16 protein-coding genes and 1 pseudogene are annotated in these 16,760 nt (G+C 69.4%); 6 read left to right on the top strand and 11 right to left on the bottom strand.

Going from position 1 to position 16,760, the window contains the following annotated elements; genetic code table 11:
* Window positions 1-10: 10 nt before the first annotated feature.
* The 4 genes and pseudogenes from ACFY5C_RS34280 to ACFY5C_RS34265 all read right to left on the bottom strand — a co-directional run bounded on the left by ACFY5C_RS34280 (window position 11) and on the right by ACFY5C_RS34265 (window position 3,264).
* A complete protein-coding gene (locus ACFY5C_RS34280) occupies window positions 11-325 on the bottom strand; it encodes a hypothetical protein (RefSeq protein ID WP_389451934.1) in 315 nt (104 codons plus the stop codon).
* A 259-nt stretch (window positions 326-584) separates the two neighbouring features.
* Window positions 585-982, bottom strand: a pseudogene (locus tag ACFY5C_RS34275) (tyrosine-type recombinase/integrase); the annotation flags it as partial.
* A 235-nt stretch (window positions 983-1,217) separates the two neighbouring features.
* Window positions 1,218-1,472 (bottom strand): tyrosine-type recombinase/integrase, encoded by a 255-nt coding sequence (locus tag ACFY5C_RS34270; protein ID WP_389451931.1) that lies wholly within the window; start codon window positions 1,470-1,472, stop codon window positions 1,218-1,220.
* 430 nt (window positions 1,473-1,902) lie between these two features.
* Window positions 1,903-3,264, bottom strand: a complete 1,362-nt coding sequence (locus ACFY5C_RS34265; RefSeq protein ID WP_389451928.1) for an NAD(P)-binding domain-containing protein — start codon at window positions 3,262-3,264, stop codon at window positions 1,903-1,905.
* 207 nt (window positions 3,265-3,471) lie between these two features.
* Here ACFY5C_RS34265 and ACFY5C_RS34260 point away from each other — a divergent pair, with 207 nt between their 5' ends.
* A complete protein-coding gene (locus ACFY5C_RS34260; RefSeq protein WP_389451926.1) occupies window positions 3,472-3,849 on the top strand; it encodes an ArsR/SmtB family transcription factor in 378 nt (125 codons plus the stop codon).
* Window positions 3,850-3,879: 30 nt separating this feature from the next.
* On the opposite strand, the gene ACFY5C_RS34255 is transcribed toward ACFY5C_RS34260, so the two are convergent.
* The 3 genes from ACFY5C_RS34255 to ACFY5C_RS34245 form a co-directional block, all read right to left on the bottom strand.
* Window positions 3,880-4,746, bottom strand: coding sequence for a TSUP family transporter (locus tag ACFY5C_RS34255; protein WP_389451923.1), 867 nt, complete (start codon window positions 4,744-4,746; stop codon window positions 3,880-3,882).
* Window positions 4,747-4,899: 153 nt separating this feature from the next.
* Window positions 4,900-5,697 (bottom strand): aquaporin, encoded by a 798-nt coding sequence (locus ACFY5C_RS34250; RefSeq protein WP_389451920.1) that lies wholly within the window; start codon window positions 5,695-5,697, stop codon window positions 4,900-4,902.
* A 38-nt stretch (window positions 5,698-5,735) separates the two neighbouring features.
* Complete coding sequence (locus ACFY5C_RS34245; protein ID WP_328424080.1) at window positions 5,736-6,050, bottom strand: metalloregulator ArsR/SmtB family transcription factor; 315 nt, start codon at window positions 6,048-6,050, stop codon at window positions 5,736-5,738.
* A gap of 103 nt (window positions 6,051-6,153) precedes the next feature.
* Here ACFY5C_RS34245 and ACFY5C_RS34240 point away from each other — a divergent pair, with 103 nt between their 5' ends.
* Complete coding sequence (locus ACFY5C_RS34240; RefSeq protein WP_389451918.1) at window positions 6,154-6,789, top strand: arsenate reductase ArsC; 636 nt, start codon at window positions 6,154-6,156, stop codon at window positions 6,787-6,789.
* Between the two features lie 48 nt (window positions 6,790-6,837).
* Window positions 6,838-7,257, top strand: a complete 420-nt coding sequence (locus tag ACFY5C_RS34235) for an arsenate reductase ArsC (RefSeq protein WP_389451914.1) — start codon at window positions 6,838-6,840, stop codon at window positions 7,255-7,257.
* A gap of 262 nt (window positions 7,258-7,519) precedes the next feature.
* Here the strand turns inward: ACFY5C_RS34235 and ACFY5C_RS34230 are convergent, their stop codons facing one another.
* Together ACFY5C_RS34230 and ACFY5C_RS34225 are read right to left on the bottom strand one after the other, a co-directional pair.
* Window positions 7,520-7,972, bottom strand: coding sequence for a VOC family protein (locus ACFY5C_RS34230; protein ID WP_389451911.1), 453 nt, complete (start codon window positions 7,970-7,972; stop codon window positions 7,520-7,522).
* 15 nt (window positions 7,973-7,987) lie between these two features.
* Window positions 7,988-8,500, bottom strand: a complete 513-nt coding sequence (locus ACFY5C_RS34225; protein ID WP_389451908.1) for a pyridoxamine 5'-phosphate oxidase family protein — start codon at window positions 8,498-8,500, stop codon at window positions 7,988-7,990.
* A 171-nt stretch (window positions 8,501-8,671) separates the two neighbouring features.
* Between ACFY5C_RS34225 and ACFY5C_RS34220 the strand changes: the two genes are divergently transcribed.
* Window positions 8,672-11,671 (top strand): bifunctional [glutamine synthetase] adenylyltransferase/[glutamine synthetase]-adenylyl-L-tyrosine phosphorylase, encoded by a 3,000-nt coding sequence (locus ACFY5C_RS34220; RefSeq protein ID WP_389451905.1) that lies wholly within the window; start codon window positions 8,672-8,674, stop codon window positions 11,669-11,671.
* 154 nt (window positions 11,672-11,825) lie between these two features.
* Here the strand turns inward: ACFY5C_RS34220 and ACFY5C_RS34215 are convergent, their stop codons facing one another.
* Window positions 11,826-12,809 carry a phosphatase PAP2 family protein gene (locus ACFY5C_RS34215; RefSeq protein ID WP_389451902.1) on the bottom strand — a complete coding sequence of 328 codons (984 nt, stop codon included), beginning with the start codon at window positions 12,807-12,809 and terminating at the stop codon, window positions 11,826-11,828.
* Window positions 12,810-12,952: 143 nt separating this feature from the next.
* A complete protein-coding gene (locus ACFY5C_RS34210) occupies window positions 12,953-13,987 on the bottom strand; it encodes a LacI family DNA-binding transcriptional regulator (RefSeq protein ID WP_389451899.1) in 1,035 nt (344 codons plus the stop codon).
* A gap of 378 nt (window positions 13,988-14,365) precedes the next feature.
* On the opposite strand from ACFY5C_RS34210, the gene ACFY5C_RS34205 reads away from it, so the two are divergent.
* Window positions 14,366-15,637, top strand: a complete 1,272-nt coding sequence (locus ACFY5C_RS34205; protein ID WP_389451896.1) for an extracellular solute-binding protein — start codon at window positions 14,366-14,368, stop codon at window positions 15,635-15,637.
* A 109-nt stretch (window positions 15,638-15,746) separates the two neighbouring features.
* Complete coding sequence (locus ACFY5C_RS34200) at window positions 15,747-16,751, top strand: sugar ABC transporter permease (RefSeq protein WP_362378025.1); 1,005 nt, start codon at window positions 15,747-15,749, stop codon at window positions 16,749-16,751.
* Window positions 16,752-16,760 lie beyond the last annotated feature (9 nt).

Below are 16,760 nucleotides of genomic sequence, written 5' to 3'. Positions count from 1 at the left end.
TCCAGCCCGCTCACCGCGTCCACACCCGCAGGAAATCTTCGGCCGGGATGGCCTCCAGCGGATCCTCTTCAGGATCGACCGCTTGGTCTGTGAGGAAGCCGTGCTCGTCCTCCAGGTGCTCCCAGCTGTAGCGGTGGAGTTGGCCGGCCGAAGTCTGCTCGGCTTGCTTGATGACGACCAACTCACCGCGGTCAGGTACGGCCTCGATGTACCACATGCCGCCCTCCTCGTCAGCGTGGCGGAAGTGGTGCCGTCGGGTGGCGGCTTCATCGAGTGCTCGGAAGTACGCCATGGTCTCTGCTTTGATGCGCTCCAGGTCAACCACGGGACCATCGTGTCAGCGAGCGCACGCGGTGGCCCCGTTCTGACATCCACGAGTGACATCAACGGCGCCGGACGCCAGCACTCCCGGGCGGTCTGGCACGGCCAGCGTGGCGAGGCGGCTCCCGGACAGTGCCACGAAGTGATCGAACTCCTAAAGCGGGTGTCCCAGGTTCGAATCCTGCCGGGGGCACCAGCCAAAACGGCCCGGACCGATCATGGTCCGGGCCGTTTTGACGGCATCATTTGACGGCAGTTGCCTTTCAGGCGGCCCGTCGGCGGCGCCGGAGCAGGCGGTCCATGTGGCTGATCGCTTCCCGTTGGGTGTCGTGCACGACGTGCGTGTACACGTCCATCGTGATGCTGATCTGACTGTGTCCGAGGATCTCCATGATGACGCGCGGCGCGACGCCGGCCGCCCCCAGCAGCGTGGCGCAGCCGTGCCTGGCACCGTGCAGTCGGACCACCCGCAGTCCCGCATCAGCGGCCACCCGTGTGAACCTCGGTACACGTTCCGGGGCTCCACCGGCCGACCGTTCCTTGTGGCGAAGACGTAGCCCTTCTCGGACCATGCCTCGCCGGTGCGCGCGAATGGCGCCCGTCACCGCAGGCGGTGCCAGCGAAGCGGTGCGATGCACAGCGCGGGCATCCTGGTGGGTCTGCGCTGGTTGGACGTCGACTTGGACAACCGGGTGTTGCACGTACGCCAGCAGACGCAGCGTCGACGCGGCACGCTCTACGACGACGACCCCAAGAGCCGCCGTCAGCGTGGAGGGTGGGGTGTGGTTCGGATGCTGCGAACGGCTCCGAGGCGATCGGCGATCGCCCGGTCCCGGTCGCTGGTCATGTTCTGATGGATCAGCGCGGCCCGGGAGCTGCTGCGCCCCATCTCATCATCAGCTCCCGCGTGCCAGCTCCGGCCGTGAGGCCAGCGTGTTGCCCGTGTGCCGCAGGTCGTGGAAGTGCAGCTCGGCCGTGACGCCCGTAGCCTTTCGGGCCCTGACCCAGTCGTCCCGGAAGTTGCTCCGCCGCAGTTGCCCGCCCTGCGGCCCGACGAAGACGTGCCGTCGCGGCCGGGAGCGGCGAAGTGCTCCAGGTGGTGCGTGACCGCGTCGAGCAGTTCGGCCGGGAAGGAGACAGAGCGCACCCATGCTGATAGCAACCAACGGCCGTGGCTACGAGCTGAAGCGCAACAGACACTCGCAGGCAACTCCGGCCAGGGACGTACGAGGCGAAGGGCCCGTGCCATTCGCGTGCCAGATGCTGCGGGGAACCACGGGGAACAGCGGGAACACCCCCGGGCGTGACCAGGGCTCCAACACCGCTCCGGGGCAGGCCAGCACAGCAACCGCTACCAAGGAACCCAAGCTTCCCGAGCTGAGAGCGCGAGTTCGCCCAGCCGGACCGCAGAGGAGGGCGGCGCGAGGCCGAGACCGGTCCCCCGTACCGGTCTCGGCCTCGCTGGTGTGGAGGTCGGTCAACGCCGGATCAGCAGCAGCCGCCCGCAGTGACCGGTTCCTTTGAGCCGGTGTCGGCCGAGGCGGAGGTGCAGCAGGTGCTGCCCTTGTGCAGGTGGGGGGCTCAGCAGCCGCCAGCGGATGCCGGGGCGGCGACGCCGATCTGGAGGGTGGTGGGGGTGGCGCAGCATCCGCCGCCGGACTGCTCGGCGTTCTCCGGCTCGTCGAAGAGGCCCGCGCCGCCGCACACGCCCGTTTCCGGGAGGGTGAGTTCGACGCGCTCGGCGGCCTCCTGGTCGCCTGCGATGGCGGCGGTGATGGAGCGGACCTGCTCGTAGCCGGTCATGGCGAGGAACGTCGGGGCGCGGCCGTAGGACTTCATGCCGACCAGGTAGACGCCCTGTTCCGGGTGGGAGAGCTCGTTGACGCCGTGCGGGTAGACCGTGCCGCAGGAGTGGACGTTGGGGTCGATGAGCGGCGCGAGCGCGGTCGGGGCCTGGAGGCGCTCGTCGAGGCCGAGGCGGAGTTCGGAAAGGAAGGACAGGTCGGGGCGGAAGCCGGTGAGGACGATGACCTCGTCGACCGGGTCGAGGCGGCGGCCGTCCTCCGCGACGAGGACAAGCCGGTCGCCGTCGCGTTCCACAGCCTGTGAACGGAAGCCGGTGACGGCGCTCGCGTGGCCGGCTTCGACGGCGGCCTTGGCTCGCAGGCCGAGTGCACCGCGGGCGGGGAGCTGGTCGGCCTCGCCGCCGCCGTAAGTGTTGTCGCTGATTCCGCGGCGCAGAATCCACACCGCGTGCGTGCCGTCGTTCTCCTTCGCGAGGTCGGCGAGGAGGGCGAGGGCGGTGAAGGCGGAGGCGCCGGAGCCGACGACGGCGGTGCGCTTGCCCGTGTACCGGGCGCGAATAGCCGGGTCACTCAGGTTGGGGACGCGGTAGGTGATGCGGTCGGCGGTCTTCTTCTCGCCGAGGGCAGGCAGGCCGTCGGCGCCCATCGGGCTCGGGACGGACCAGGTGCCGGAGGCGTCGATGACGGCGCGTGCGGTGATCCGCTCCTCGGCCCCGTCGGCGGACCGGATGTGCACGGTGAACGGCTGCTCGTCGCGGCCGGAGTCGACGATGCGGTCGCGGCCGGCGCGGGCGACGCCGGTCACTGTGGCGCCGTATCGGACCTTTCCGCCGAGGACGTCGGCGAGCGGCTGGAGATAGCGCTCGGCCCAGTCGCCGCCGGTCGGGTAGGTGGAGGCGTCGGGGCGGACCCAGCCAGTCGGGGCCAGGAGCTTCTCCGCGGCCGGGTCGACGAGCTCGCCCCAGGTCGAGAACAACCGAACGTGCGCCCACTCGCGCACGGCGCTGCCCGCTGTCGAGCCAGTCTCCAGGACCAGGGGTTCGATGCCGCGCTCGACGAGATGTGCAGCGGCAGCCAGGCCGACAGGGCCGGCGCCGATGACCACGACGGGCAGTTGGTCGGTGGTGAGCGCGTTCACGGGATTCCCCTTTGTTTCGACATCCGTCGATCTCCTGCGCTGCCAAGCATTACACCTGTATCGATGAGCGTCAACATAGACAATCATCGAATCTGGAGATCGACATGGAGCGGGCAGCTGTGGCGGTGCCCGGAACGCGCCACCCCTCCAGGGCCTGAGACCGTCCGACCCTCGCATCGCTAGTTCGACATGTGTCAACATAGATGTATGTCGAATACGAAGGTGCTACCGCTGCTGGAACCCGCCCCCGGCGAGGCTGCGGTGCCGTGCTGCCCACCGGTCACCGAGCGCCCTTTCACCGCGGAGGAGGCCGAGATGGCCGCGCGGATGTTCAAGGCGCTCGGCGACCCGGTGAGGCTTCGGCTGTTCTCGGCTGTGGCCTCGCACGAGGGCGGCGAGGCTTGTGTGTGCGACATCTCCGACGTCGGCGTTTCCCAGCCGACCGTCTCCCACCACCTGAAGAAGCTCAAGGAAGCCGGGCTGCTCACGTCCGAGCGGCGCGGCACCTGGGTCTACTACCGAGTCGAGCCGACAGTCCTCGCGGCGATGGGGCAACTGTTGATCAAGGCCGCGCCAGCCGCCTGAGCTGCGGTACTCAGGGGCGATGTCGCAGGCTCAGTCGTGACGGGCCAGTTTGGCCGCGGAGATGAGCAAGATCAGGGCCAGGGCGGGGATGAGGGCCAGGTCCGAGAACACGCCGAGCAGCAGCCCGCCCAGCATCGCGCCGGTGATCGAGCCTGCGGCCATGACCAAGGTGAAGCGAAGGTTGGCGCCCAGCACCGCGAAGCTGCCGTCACGGCTGTAGCGGGCGAAAGCCACCAGCATGGTCGGCAAGGACACCAGCAGTGACAGGCTGCCCGCCGTTTTGATGTCCACCGCGAACAGCAGGACGATCGTCGGGATCAGCAATTCGCCCCCGGCCACGCCCATGATCGCCGCCACCACCCCGATTCCGAAGCCGGTTACGACTCCCAGGGGCACCTGAGCCCACAGCGGCAGCGCGAGTGTCCCCAGGGTGGACAGGTGCGTGGCGAGCAGGGCGGCGGCCATGAGCACCATCAATGCCGCCAGCACGTTGTAGAGGGTGGAACTCCGCATGCGCACCGCCCACGCGGCTCCGGCCCAGGCACCCAGCAGACTCCCGGCCAGCAGGTTGATCGCCACGTGCCAGTGCGAGGCCACCTCTGACGCTGGGACAGCTATCAGGCGGGCGGGCAGGGCGACCAGAACCACGATCAGGCTCATTGCCTTGTTCAGGATGACCGCGGAAAGCGCGGCGAACCCGAACAAGCTGATCAGCAGCGGCAGGCGGAACTCCGCACCGCCCAAGCCGATCATCCCGCCCAGCACACCGATGACCGCTCCCGCGCCGAACACCAGCGGGGCCGCGTGCGTGGAAGGTAGGGGAGCGCGATGCTGGTCGGTCGCCATGCCGGTCATCCTCGCCGGTAGCGATCCCCATCTGCCATGGCGCGTCCACATCTTCAGGACAAAGCACCGGGCGCTGACTCAGAATTCGTCCGGTTCTCCTAGCCGGACGCATCACGCTCAGTCGCTGACTTGCCGGCGGGTGACAAGCCGTAGACGCATGCCTCCCCCGACCGCGCCCCATCACCACGCCCTACGTCGCACGCGTCACTCGGTGGTTGTCCGGCCGGGAAGGAAGATGAGGGCCACGAGCGCCAAGCCGACCACGGCGCCGATGAGTTGCATGCCGATGAAGCCCGCGACCGAGCCCGGGGCGATGCCGGCGAAGGTGTCGGTGAAGGCGCGGCCGATGGTCACCGCCGGGTTGGCGAAGGACGTGGACGAGGTGAACCAGTACGCGGCGCCGATGTAGGAGGCGACCGCGACAGGGGCGAAGCGGAGGCGGTCGGTGCGGGCCAGACCGAAGATCAGCAGGATCAGCCCAGCCGTCGCGACGACCTCTCCCAGGAGCAGGTGTCCGGCCGAGCGGTCATGCGTGGACCACTTCACCAGCGGTTCGCCGAACATCGCGTCGGCCAGGATCGCGCCCGCGATGGCACCGACGATCTGGGTCGGGACGTAGACAGCGGCCTCCCGCAACGTCACACCGGGGCCGCCGCGGCGAGCGGTCCACCACTCGGCGAGGGTGACCGCGGGGTTGAAGTGCGCGCCGGACACCGGGCCGAGCAGCAGGATCAGCACACCCAGGCCGAAGACCGTAGCCGTGGAGTTCGCGAGCAGTTGCAGGCCGACGTCCTTGGTCAGCTCGGTGGCCTGGATGCCGGAGCCGACCACCACCGCCACGAGTGCCGCGGTGCCGACCAGTTCGGCCGCGGCCCTGGCGAGCAGCGGCGGTGCCTGGGGCGGGGTGGCGCCCGGGGCGGGCTGCGGCTCGGCCCCGACCACGTCGGGGGCTATCGGGGATTCCTCGGCTCTGTCGTGCTCGGCAGCCTCGGTGGCGGTCAACTGGACTCCTCGGTGCAGGTCGCCGCAGGGGGCGGGGATCAGGGGCAGGACCGCTTGACGTTGTTCTCGGCGGTGGTGCGCGCGGTCTCCGCCAGGTCGGCGAACTGGCCCGCGAGGGAGGTGATGACGTCGGGCTTGAGCCGGTAGTAGGTGAACCGCCCGCACGGCTCGGTCTCCACGACCCCGGCCTCGCGCAGCACCTTCAGGTGGTTGGAGAGGTTGGTCTGTCTGGCCCCCGTCTCCTCGATCAGGTGCGTGGTGCAGAGCGTCTCCTTGGCGAGCAGGGTGACGATCCGGAGGCGGAGCGGGTCCGCGAGAACCCGCAACAGATCAGTGTCGACTGACGTCAGCATGGGCTGATAATCTCACATCACTCCGGGCTGATACCAGCCTGGGCTGATCTTTGGGACCCTTATCCCCACGCCCGTGGGGACCCATGCCCCGAAGGGGGTTCCCATGACCGCGTCCCCGCCCCCCGTCCTGCCCGACGACCGCCTTGCGTCCGGCATAGCCCGCCTCGCCCTGCACTACCGCGGACGCTTCTCCGCCGAGACGATCCAGCGCCTGGTCATCGACTCCTACGAGCGGCTGGCCGAGCACGCCCGGGTACGTACTCACCTGGTGGTGCCGGCCGAGCACCTGGCAACCGAGCGTCTGGACGCCCTCGCCCACATCGAGGGCGCACCGGGGTGCGGCCTGCCCCGGGTGCTGTTCGTATGCAGCCACAACGCCGGCCGCTCCCAGATGGCCGCCGCCCTCCTCGCCCACCGCGCGGGCGGACACGTGGTCGTCTCCTCCGCGGGCACAGACCCTGCGGCCGAGGTCGAACCGGTCGTCGCCCAGGCGCTCACCGAGGCCGGTGTGGACCTCGCGGACGCGTTCCCCAAGCCGCTGACCGACGAGGTCGTGCAGGCGGCCGACATCGTCATCACGATGGGATGCGGGGACGCCTGCCCCGTACTGCCGGGCCGTCGTTACCTGGACTGGCCGGTCACCGACCCCGAGGGCGCCCCGATCGCCGTCGTCCGCGGCATCCGCGACGAGATCGACGCCCACATCACCGAACTCCTCACCTCCCTGCCGAGCACCTGAACCCGCCCCCTGCACAACCTGCTTGATCCATTCACGAAGGAAGAACCGATGTCCTCCAGCCCGCTCGCCTCCGTGCTGTTCGTCTGCGTCCACAACGCCGGGCGCTCCCAGATGGCCGCCGGATTCCTCAGCCACCTCGCGGGCGACCGGATCGAGGTCCGCTCCGCAGGCTCCCTCCCCGGCGACCAGGTCAACCCGGCCGCCGTCGAGGCCATGAACGAGGTCGGCATCGACATCTCCGCGGCCGAGCCGAAGGTCCTCACCACCGAGGCCGTCCAGGCGTCCGACTACGTCATCACCATGGGCTGCGGCGACGCCTGCCCCATCTTCCCCGGCAAGAAGTACCTGGACTGGGCCCTGGAGGACCCGGCGGGCAAGGGCGTCGAGGCCGTCCGCCCCATCCGCGACGAGATCCACAAGCGCATCGAGGCCCTGATCGCCGAGATCGACGCCACCCGAGAGACCTGAGCCGGACTCGGCCGGACACGGCGTACGCCAGGTCATCATCTGCTCCGGCCCGCCGGACGTCCCGGCCGATGCCCGTCTCAGTTTCTGTCTCGTTCAGCCCCGTTCACGGACGTTCGGCCGGGGCCGGCAGCCCACCCCTTCTCACCGGCCAGCCGCCCATGAACGCAGGTGAACGCCCCCGTACGCGGTCGCTGAGCCCACCGACACAGTTGGCTTCGCGTAGGGCGCGGGGTCGTGTTCACACCCCGCGCCCCTGGGGGCGTTACTGCCCGCGCGCGTTCACCTGTTCCGTCAGGAGCTGGTGCAGCGGCTTCGTGGCCCTCTGGCGGTACTCCTGGATGGACCAGCCGTTGCCGTCGGGGTCCTTGAAGTACATGAAGGTGGCGCCGTCGTCGGGGGTGTACTGGACCGGCTCGGAGATCTCCAGGCCGCGTTCGACCAGTTCCGCGTGGGCGGCCTTGATATCGGCCACGCAGAGCTGAAGGCCCTGGTAGGAGCCGGGCTCGGGTACGGTCTCGCCCTTGGTCATGTCCCAGATGCTGTCGCCGAGGGCGATCGAGCAGCCGGAGCCCGGAGGCGTCAGTTGGACGATGCGCATGCCCGGCATGACCTCCTGGTCGATGTCGACATGGAAGCCGACCTTGTCCCGGTAGAAGTCGCGGGCCCGGTCGATGTCGCTGACGGGCAGCGGGATCACTTCGAGCGTGAAGTCCATGGCTGGTCGGTCCTCCTAGGTAAAGCGCCAACGAGTCTGGCTGAACGGCTCACCCTTACCGAAGCCGAAAACCGTGCTCGGCGCCACCGAGTAGACGTAGGCGTGTCCCGCGCCGTGCCGGAAGCAGCCGTCCGCGACGTCGAAGTGCCAGAAGCTGCCGTACTTCGCCTCCCACGCCGTGGCCAGCTCGCGTAGACGGGCCTCGTCGGTGATCCGTGCCGCCTCGCCCTCGACCACCAGGTCGTAGCCCTTGTCCCAGATGTTCGTGCCGGTCGTCAGCACGAGGTGCGGGTTGGCCGCCAGATTCCGCGCCTTGCGCTCCTCCGGGCCCGTGCAGAAGTGCAGGGCCCCCTGGGACCAGACCGCCGGCAGCGGGGTCACATGCGGCCGCCCGTCCGGCCGTACCGTCGAGATCCAGAACAGCTCGGCCTCGGCCAGCAGCTTCTGCGCCTCGGGCCACGGGACCGCCGTGGCCGTCTCGTCGCTGTAGCGCGCATCCAGCAGGGTCTGCGGTTGCTTGTCGGTCATCGGACGGCCTCCAGATATGTCGCCGGAATGTGTCGCCGGACGTGTCCCTCGACAAGGAAGACCCCACGGACCACCCGAACTCATCGGCGCCACTGCCGGACTCTCCGGCTAGGCTCGAGCGGGTACGACCTTGATCGGGCGCGTACGACCCGATCGGACGGGAGGGCGAGCATGACGGCGCCGGGGCGCAGGAGCAGTACCTTCACGCGGCTGCTGCGGCACGGTTTCACCGACCCGTCGGCCGCCGAGCGCCTCCTGGACAGCGACCAGCTCGCGCCGGTCAGGAACGACCCGGTGCTGCTGGAGGCTCTCGGCGCCACCGCCGACCCCGACCTCGCCCTGCACGGCCTCGTCCGACTGCTCGAGGCACAGCCCGGCCCCGCCGCCCAGCGGGAGCTGGTGGACACGTTGATAGCGGCCAAGCCCCTGCGCGACCGGCTGCTCGGCGTGCTCGGAGCCTCCGCCGCGCTGGCCGACCACCTCGCCAAGCACTCCGGCGACTGGCAGGAACTCGCCATGTACGAGCCGCGGGATCTGCACCCCGGCGTGGAGGAGTTCGAGCGCGGCCTCTCCGGGGCCACCGACCCGGTGTCCCTGCGCGTCGCCTACCGGCGCTGTCTGCTGTCCATCGCCGCCCGTGACGTGTGCGGCACCACCGACCTGGCGCAGACGGCCGCCGAGCTCGCGGACCTGGCCACCGCCACCCTGCGCGCCGCGCTCGCCATCGCCCGCGCCGCCGCACCTGAGGACGCGGAACTGTGCCGGCTCGCGGTGATCGCGATGGGCAAGTGCGGGGGCCATGAGCTGAACTACGTCTCCGACGTCGACGTCATCTTCGTCGGCGAGATCGCCGACGGCGCCGACGAGGCCGGGGCCCTGCGGTCGGCCACCAAGATCGCCTCGCACATGATGCGCATCTGCTCGGAGACCACCGTCGAGGGCTCCATCTGGCCGGTCGACGCCAATCTGCGCCCCGAGGGCAGGAACGGCCCCCTGGTGCGCACGCTCAGCAGCCACCTCGCCTACTACCAACGCTGGGCCAAGACCTGGGAGTTCCAGGCGCTGCTCAAGGCCCGCCCGGTGGCGGGCGACATCGAGCTCGGCGAGGCGTACGTCGCCGCGCTGGAGCCCCTGGTCTGGAAGGTCGCCGAGCGGGAGAACTTCGTCGTCGACGTGCAGAAGATGCGGCGCCGGGTCGTGGAGAACATCCCCGTCGCCGAGCTCGACCGGCAGCTCAAGCTGGGGCCGGGAGGGCTGAGGGACGTCGAATTCGCCGTGCAGCTGCTGCAGTTGGTGCACGGTCGGGACGACGCTTCGCTGCGCAGCGGCACCACGCTCGATGCCTTGCAGGCCCTCGCCGCGGGCGGCTACGTCGGTCGTGCCGACGCCGCACAGCTCGACGCCGCCTACCGCTTCCTGCGCTCCATGGAACACCGCATCCAGCTCTACCGGCTGCGCCGCACGCACCTCGTCCCCGAGGACGACGCCGACCTGCGGCGCATCGGCCGCTCCCTCGGCCTGCGCGCCGACCCGGTCGCCGAGCTGAACCGCGAGTGGAGACGGCACGCGAGCGTCGTACGGCGTCTGCACGAGAAGCTCTTCTACCGGCCGCTGCTCGACGCGGTCGCCCAACTCGCGCCGGGCGAGGCCCGGTTGAGCGCCGGGGCCGCGCGCGAGCGGCTGGTCGCGCTCGGGTACGCCGATCCGGCGTCCGCCCTGCGCCATCTGGAGGCGCTGGCCTCCGGCGTCACCCGCAAGGCGGCGATCCAACGCACCCTGCTGCCCGTCCTGTTGGGCTGGTTCGCCGATTCGGCCGATCCGGACGCGGGGCTGCTGAACTTCCGCAAGGTGTCGGACGCGCTCGGCAAGACCCCTTGGTATCTGCGGCTGTTGCGAGACGAAGGCGCCGCTGCCGAGAACCTCGCCCGGGTGCTGTCGGCCGGCCGGCTCGCCCCCGATCTGCTGCTGCGGGCCCCCGAGGCCGTCGCGCTGCTCGGGAACGGGGACGGCGGCAGCGGGCTGGAGCCCCGCTCGCGCGGGCATCTGGAGCAGGAGATCATCGCCGCGGTGAGGCGTGCCGACGGTGACGCCCAGGCGGTCACGGCGGCCCGTGGGGTGCGCCGGCGGGAGCTGTTCCGTACGGCCGCCGCGGACATCGTCGACTCCTACGGCACCGAGACGAAGCCGGCGGAGGCCGACCAGGGGGCCCTCGTGGACCGGGTCGGGGCGGCGGTGTCGGACCTCACCGCCGCGACCCTGGCGGGGACGCTGCGGGCGGTGGTGCGGGCCGGCTGGGGCGACACCCTTCCCACCCGGTTCGCGATCATCGGGATGGGGCGCTTCGGCGGGCAGGAGCTGGGATACGGCAGCGACGCGGACGTGCTGTTCGTGCACGAGCCGCAGGACGGCGTCGACGAGCACGAGGCCGCGGTGGCCGCGAACCGGGTCGTCGAGGAGATGCGGCGGCTGCTGCAGATCCCCAGTGCGGATCCGCCGCTGCTGATCGACGCCGATCTGCGGCCCGAGGGCAAGTCGGGGCCGCTGGTCCGGACACTGAACTCGTACGGGGCGTACTACCGCCGGTGGTCGCTGGTGTGGGAGTCGCAGGCGCTGCTGCGGGCCGAGGCGGTTGCGGGGGACGCGGACCTGGGGCGCCGGTTCATCGAGATGATCGATCCGCTGCGGTATCCCGCGGGCGGGCTCGGTGAGGACGCCGTGCGGGAGATCCGGCGGCTGAAGGCGCGCATGGAGTCCGAGCGGATGCCTCGCGGTGCCGACCCCAAGCTGCACACCAAGCTCGGGCCGGGTGGGCTCTCCGACGTCGAGTGGACGGTTCAGCTGCTGCAGATGCAGCACGGCTCGGACGTGCCGGGGCTGCGGACGACCCGGACCCGGGAGGCTCTCGCGGCCGCTCGTGCCGCCGAGCTCATCTCGGACGAGGACGCGGCGACCCTGGATGAGGCCTGGGTGCTGGCGACTCGGGTGCGCAATGCCGTGATGCTGGTGCGGGGGCGGGCCGGCGACACGTTTCCGTCGGACGCGCGGGAGCTGGCCGCTGTGGGGCGTTACCTGGGGTACGAGCTCGGTCACGTGGGGGACATGCTCGACGCCTACCGGCGTACGGCCCGGCGGGCTCGGGGTGTGGTGGACGAGCTGTTCTACGGGGGGTGACGGGTGCCTCCGGCGGTTGGGCCGGGGATGCCTGCGGCGGCCTGTGCGGGTTGTGGGGGTGTGGGCTGGTGCCTGCGGCGGCCTGTGCGGGTTGTGGGGGTGTGCGCTGGTGCCTGCGGCGGCCCGTGCCGGTGTGTGGGGGTGCGCGTAGCGCCTAACCGTGCGAGGGGGGTCGGGGCCGTGCCGGGGGGTGTCCGTCCTCGGTCGGGCGGCTCGGTTCCTCGGAAGGCTTCTCGGCGTTGACGCCCGCCGCTGCGGGCGGACACCCCCCGGCACGTCCCCTTCCCGCCGTGGGCGACCGCGGGTCCGTGCGTCGCGGTGCCACTCGCCTCGGCAGCGCGTGCGGCAGCTTTCCGTACCAGAGGCGGGCGACCGTGTAGCCGAACGCCAGGCAGATGAGGCCTCCTACCGCGTCCAGCCAGAAGTGGTTGGCCGTTGCGACGATCACCAGCAGTGTCGCTGCGGGGTAGAGGAGGCCCAGGACGCGGACCCAGGGGACTCTTGCCAGGGCGAAGATGGTCAGGCCGCTCCAGACGGACCAGCCGATGTGCATGGACGGCATGGCGGCGTACTGGTTCGACATGTTCTTCAGGTCGCCCGAGGCCATCGAACCCCAGGTGTCGTGGACCAGCACCGTGTCGATGAAGCCGGTGTTGGTCATCAACCGTGGGGGAGCGAGCGGGTACAGGTAGTAACCGACCAAGGCCACGCCTGTGGTGGCGAACAGGACCAGGCGGGTGGCCGCGTAGCGGCCGGGGTGGCTGCGGTAGAGCCAGATCAGGACGCCGAGGGTGATGATGAAGTGCAGCGTCGCGTAGTAGTAGTTCATACCGACGATGAGCCAAGTCACCGAGTTCACGGCGTGGTTGATCGACTCCTCGACGGCGAGGCCGAGTTGGTGCTCCAGCTTCCAGAGCCAGTCGGCGTTGTGCAGCGCCTCGGCCTTCTGTTCCGGGACCGCGTTGCGGATCAGTGAGTATGTCCAGTAACTCACCGCGATCAGCGCGATCTCGAACCAGAGGCGAGGACGGCGCGGAGTGCGCAGTCGGCGCAGGGGGCCCCGCCCCGTCTCGTCCGCGACGGGGGGCAGAACGGCCGCTTCCCGGCCTTCCAGTGTCGTCACGGTGGTGTCACCCATGGGCACAGAGTCTGCCAGAAAAGACTTCCCCGACCGATCATCCTCCGGTCGGGTTGAGGACGCACGTTCTACGGCGGGCGTACAGCTCCATACTCCTACCAACGCAGGGGAGGGATGGGTCTATTCTCCGCCTCGCGGACGACTTAGGGACGATTCCTGTCACCGGGTGCCGAAGCCGTCGAACCCCGCACCACCAGTTCCGGCATGAACACGAACTCGCTGTGGGGAGCGGGAGTCCCGCCGATCTCTTCGAGGAGCGTGCGTACCGCGGCCTGGCCCATCGCCGGGACCGGCTTGCGGACCGTGGTGAGGGGCGGGTCGGTGAAGGCGATCAGGGGGGAGTCGTCGAAGCCGACGACCGAGACGGCCTTGGGGACGTCGAGGCCGAGTTGCCGGGCCGCCCGTATCGCGCCCAGCGCCATCATGTCGCTGGCGCAGACGATCGCGGTGCAGTCGCGGTCGATCAGGGCCGTGGCGGCGGCCTGGCCGCCCTCCAGGGTGTAGAGGGAGTGCTGGATCAGCTCGGTCTCGATGACGTCCGTCGCCAGGTTCAGCTGGTCCTGCATCGTGCGGACGAAGCCCTCGATCTTGCGCTGCACGGGGACGAAACGCTTGGGGCCCAGGGCCAGGCCGATGCGGGTGTGGCCCAGCGAGGCGAGGTGCGTGACTGCCAGGTTCATCGCCGCGCGGTCGTCGGGCGAGATGAAAGGTGCCTGCACCTTGGGGGAGAAGCCGTCGACCAGGACGAAGGGGACACCCTGCGCGCGCAGGGTTTCGTAGCGCTGCATGTCGGCGGTGGTGTCGGCGTGGAGGCCGGAGACGTAGATGATGCCCGCCACTCCGCGGTCGACGAGCATCTCCGTCAGCTCGTCCTCCGTCGAGCCGCCCGGCGTCTGTGTGGCCAGCACCGGGGTGTAGCCCTGCCTGGTGAGGGCTTGGCCGATGACCTGGGCAAGGGCCGGGAATATCGGGTTCTCCAGCTCCGGGGTGATCAGGCCGACCAGGCCCTCGCTGCGTTGCCGCAGGCGTACGGGGCGTTCGTAGCCGAGCACGTCGAGTGCGGCCAGCACGGACTGGCGGGTGGTCGAGGCGACGCCCGGCTTCCCGTTGAGGACGCGGCTGACGGTCGCTTCGCTGACCCCCGCTTGAGCAGCGATGTCGGCAAGCCGTGTGGTCACGGCACTGGACTGTACCGGCCGTATGTCGCCTTGCACACCAATCGGACGCCGAGGGCGACCTGTTGGTCGTCGCGGCCCGGGCTGCTGCGTCATCGCGCTCCCTCGTGAAAGTGATGGCAAGAGCTTGCAGAGTCTTGCACAACCCGCCTCTGTGCCGCTCCACCGTTGAAAAGAAGCGTCTCATGGTGGTCGCCGAGCGGTCACGCCCGGATAACTTCGACGTTCCCTTGCACTTTTTTTCTGCAAGGTCTTTCGTAAGTCTTTCAGCGCTGTTACGTTCACGTCGCCCGGCCGCCGCAACGGCGCAGTCGGCAAGACAGCAGAGGCAGGCAGACGGGGCCGCCCCTGCACACGGGCTTTCACCCTCAAGGAGAACTCATGCGGCGTGGCATAGCGGCCACCGCGCTGGTGGCGTCCCTCGCCCTCGCGGCGACGGCCTGCGGCGGCGGGGACGACAGCGGCAGCGACTCGAGCGGGCCGGTCACCATCACCTGGTGGGACACCTCCAACGCCACCAACGAGGCGCCGACGTACCAGGCCTTGGTCAAGGAGTTCGAGGCCGCCAACAAGGACATCAAGGTCAAGTACGTCAACGTGCCGTTCGACCAGGCGCAGAACAAGTTCGACACCGCCGCCGGCTCCAAGGGCGCTCCGGACATCCTGCGCTCCGAGGTCGGCTGGACCCCCGCCTTCGCCAAGAAGGGCTTCTTCCTGCCGCTGGACGGCACCGAGGCCCTCGCCGACCAGGCCAAGTTCCAGCCCAGCCTGATCGAGCAGGCCAAGTACGAGGACAAGGTCTACGGCGTTCCGTTCACCACGGACACCCTCGCCTTCGTCTACAACAAGGACCTGTTCAAGAAGGCCGGCGTCGAGGCCCCCAAGACCTGGGACGACCTGAAGAAGGCCGCCGCCAAGATCAAGGACAAGACCGGCGTCGACGGCTACTGGGGCTCCACCCAGGCCTACTACGCCCAGACGTTCCTCTACGGCGAGGGCACCGACACCGTCGACGCCGACGCCAAGAAGATCACCGTCGCCGGCGCCGAGGCCAAGAAGGGCTACGGCACCTGGCTGAGCCTCTTCGACGGCAAGGGCCTGCACAAGGCCGACACCACCGCTGACGCCTACGCCCACATCCAGGAGGCGTTCGTCAACGGCAAGGTCGCCGCGATCATGCAGGGCCCGTGGGAGATCACCAACTTCTACAAGGGTTCCGCGTTCAAGGACAAGGCCAACCTCGGCATCGCCACCGTCCCGGCCGGCTCGTCCGGCAAGGCGGGCGCCCCGACCGGCGGCCACAACCTCTCCGTGTACGCAGGCTCCGACGAGGCGCACCAGAAGGCCGCGCTGAAGTTCGTGAACTTCATGACGTCGCAGAAGGCGCAGGAGACGATCGCGCTCAAGAACTCCACCCTGCCGGTCCGCGACGACGCCTACACCGCCGAGGTCAAGGCCGACCCGGGCATCGCCGGCTACCAGACCGTGCTCGCCTCCGCCCAGCCGCGCCCCGCGCTGCCCGAGTACAGCTCCCTGTGGGGCCCGCTGGACACCGAGCTGCTCAAGGTCGCCGGTGGCAAGGAGTCCCTGGACAAGGGTCTGAGCACCGCCGAGACCTCCATCGCCAAGCTGGTCCCGGACTTCAGCAAGTGACCCCGAGTGGCCGCCGGAACTCCCTGATTATGGGGGGAGAGTTCCGGCGGCCACCGGCCTGTGTGCCGTACACCCCTGATCTGCCGAACTTCGAGAAGGTTGTCGAACCATGACAGTCGCCATCGACCGCGCGACCGGCAAGCGCCGCGGTGACCGCGCGCCGCGGCCCGGACTGCGCCAGCGCCTGAAGCACGGCTACCAGAAGCACTGGTATGCCTACGCGATGATCGCCCCGGTGGTGATCGTCCTCGGCGTTCTCGTGCTGTATCCGCTGGTGTACGGCTTCTACCTCACGCTCACCGACGCCAACAGCCTCAACTCGGCGCGCACGATCGGCGTCAACGAGATCGAGGCCACCTACAAGTTCATCGGCTTCGACAACTACGCCGACATCCTGTGGGGCGAGACGGCCTACGACCGCTTCTGGTCGCACTTCATCTGGACGATCTTCTGGACGGCCGCCTGCGTCACCCTTCACTACACCATCGGCCTGGGTCTCGCGCTGCTGCTCAACCAGAAGCTGCGCGGCCGCACCCTGTACCGGCTGATCCTGATCCTGCCGTGGGCCGTGCCGACCTTCGTCACCGTCTTCGGCTGGCGGTTCATGCTCGCCGACGGCGGCATCATCAACTCGTTCCTGGAGACGCTCCACCTGCCGACGCCGCTGTGGCTGGAGGACACCTTCTGGCAGCGGTTCGCCGCGATCATGGTGAACACCTGGTGCGGCGTGCCGTTCATGATGCTCTCGCTGCTCGGCGGACTGCAGTCCATCGACTCCTCGCTCTACGAGGCCGCCGAGATGGACGGCGCGAGCAGGTGGCAGCAGTTCCGGTACGTCACCGTGCCGGGCCTGCGGTCCGTCAGCTCCACCGTCGTACTGCTCGGCATCATCTGGACCTTCAACCAGTTCGCCATCATCTTCCTGCTGTTCGGCGACACCGCCCCGGACGCGCAGATCCTCGTCACCTGGGCCTACTACCTCGGCTTCGGACAGCAGCCGCGCGACTTCGCGCAGTCGGCCGCCTACGGCATCCTGCTGCTGGCCATCCTGATCGTCTTCACCTCCTTCTACCGCCGCTGGCTGAACCGCAATGATCCGCAGCTCGCGATCTGAGGCAGGAGT

The organism is Streptomyces sp. NPDC012935 (genome assembly GCF_042900345.1).
GTDB lineage: Bacteria > Actinomycetota > Actinomycetes > Streptomycetales > Streptomycetaceae > Streptomyces.
This window is presented reverse-complemented; position numbering and strand designations above follow the sequence as displayed.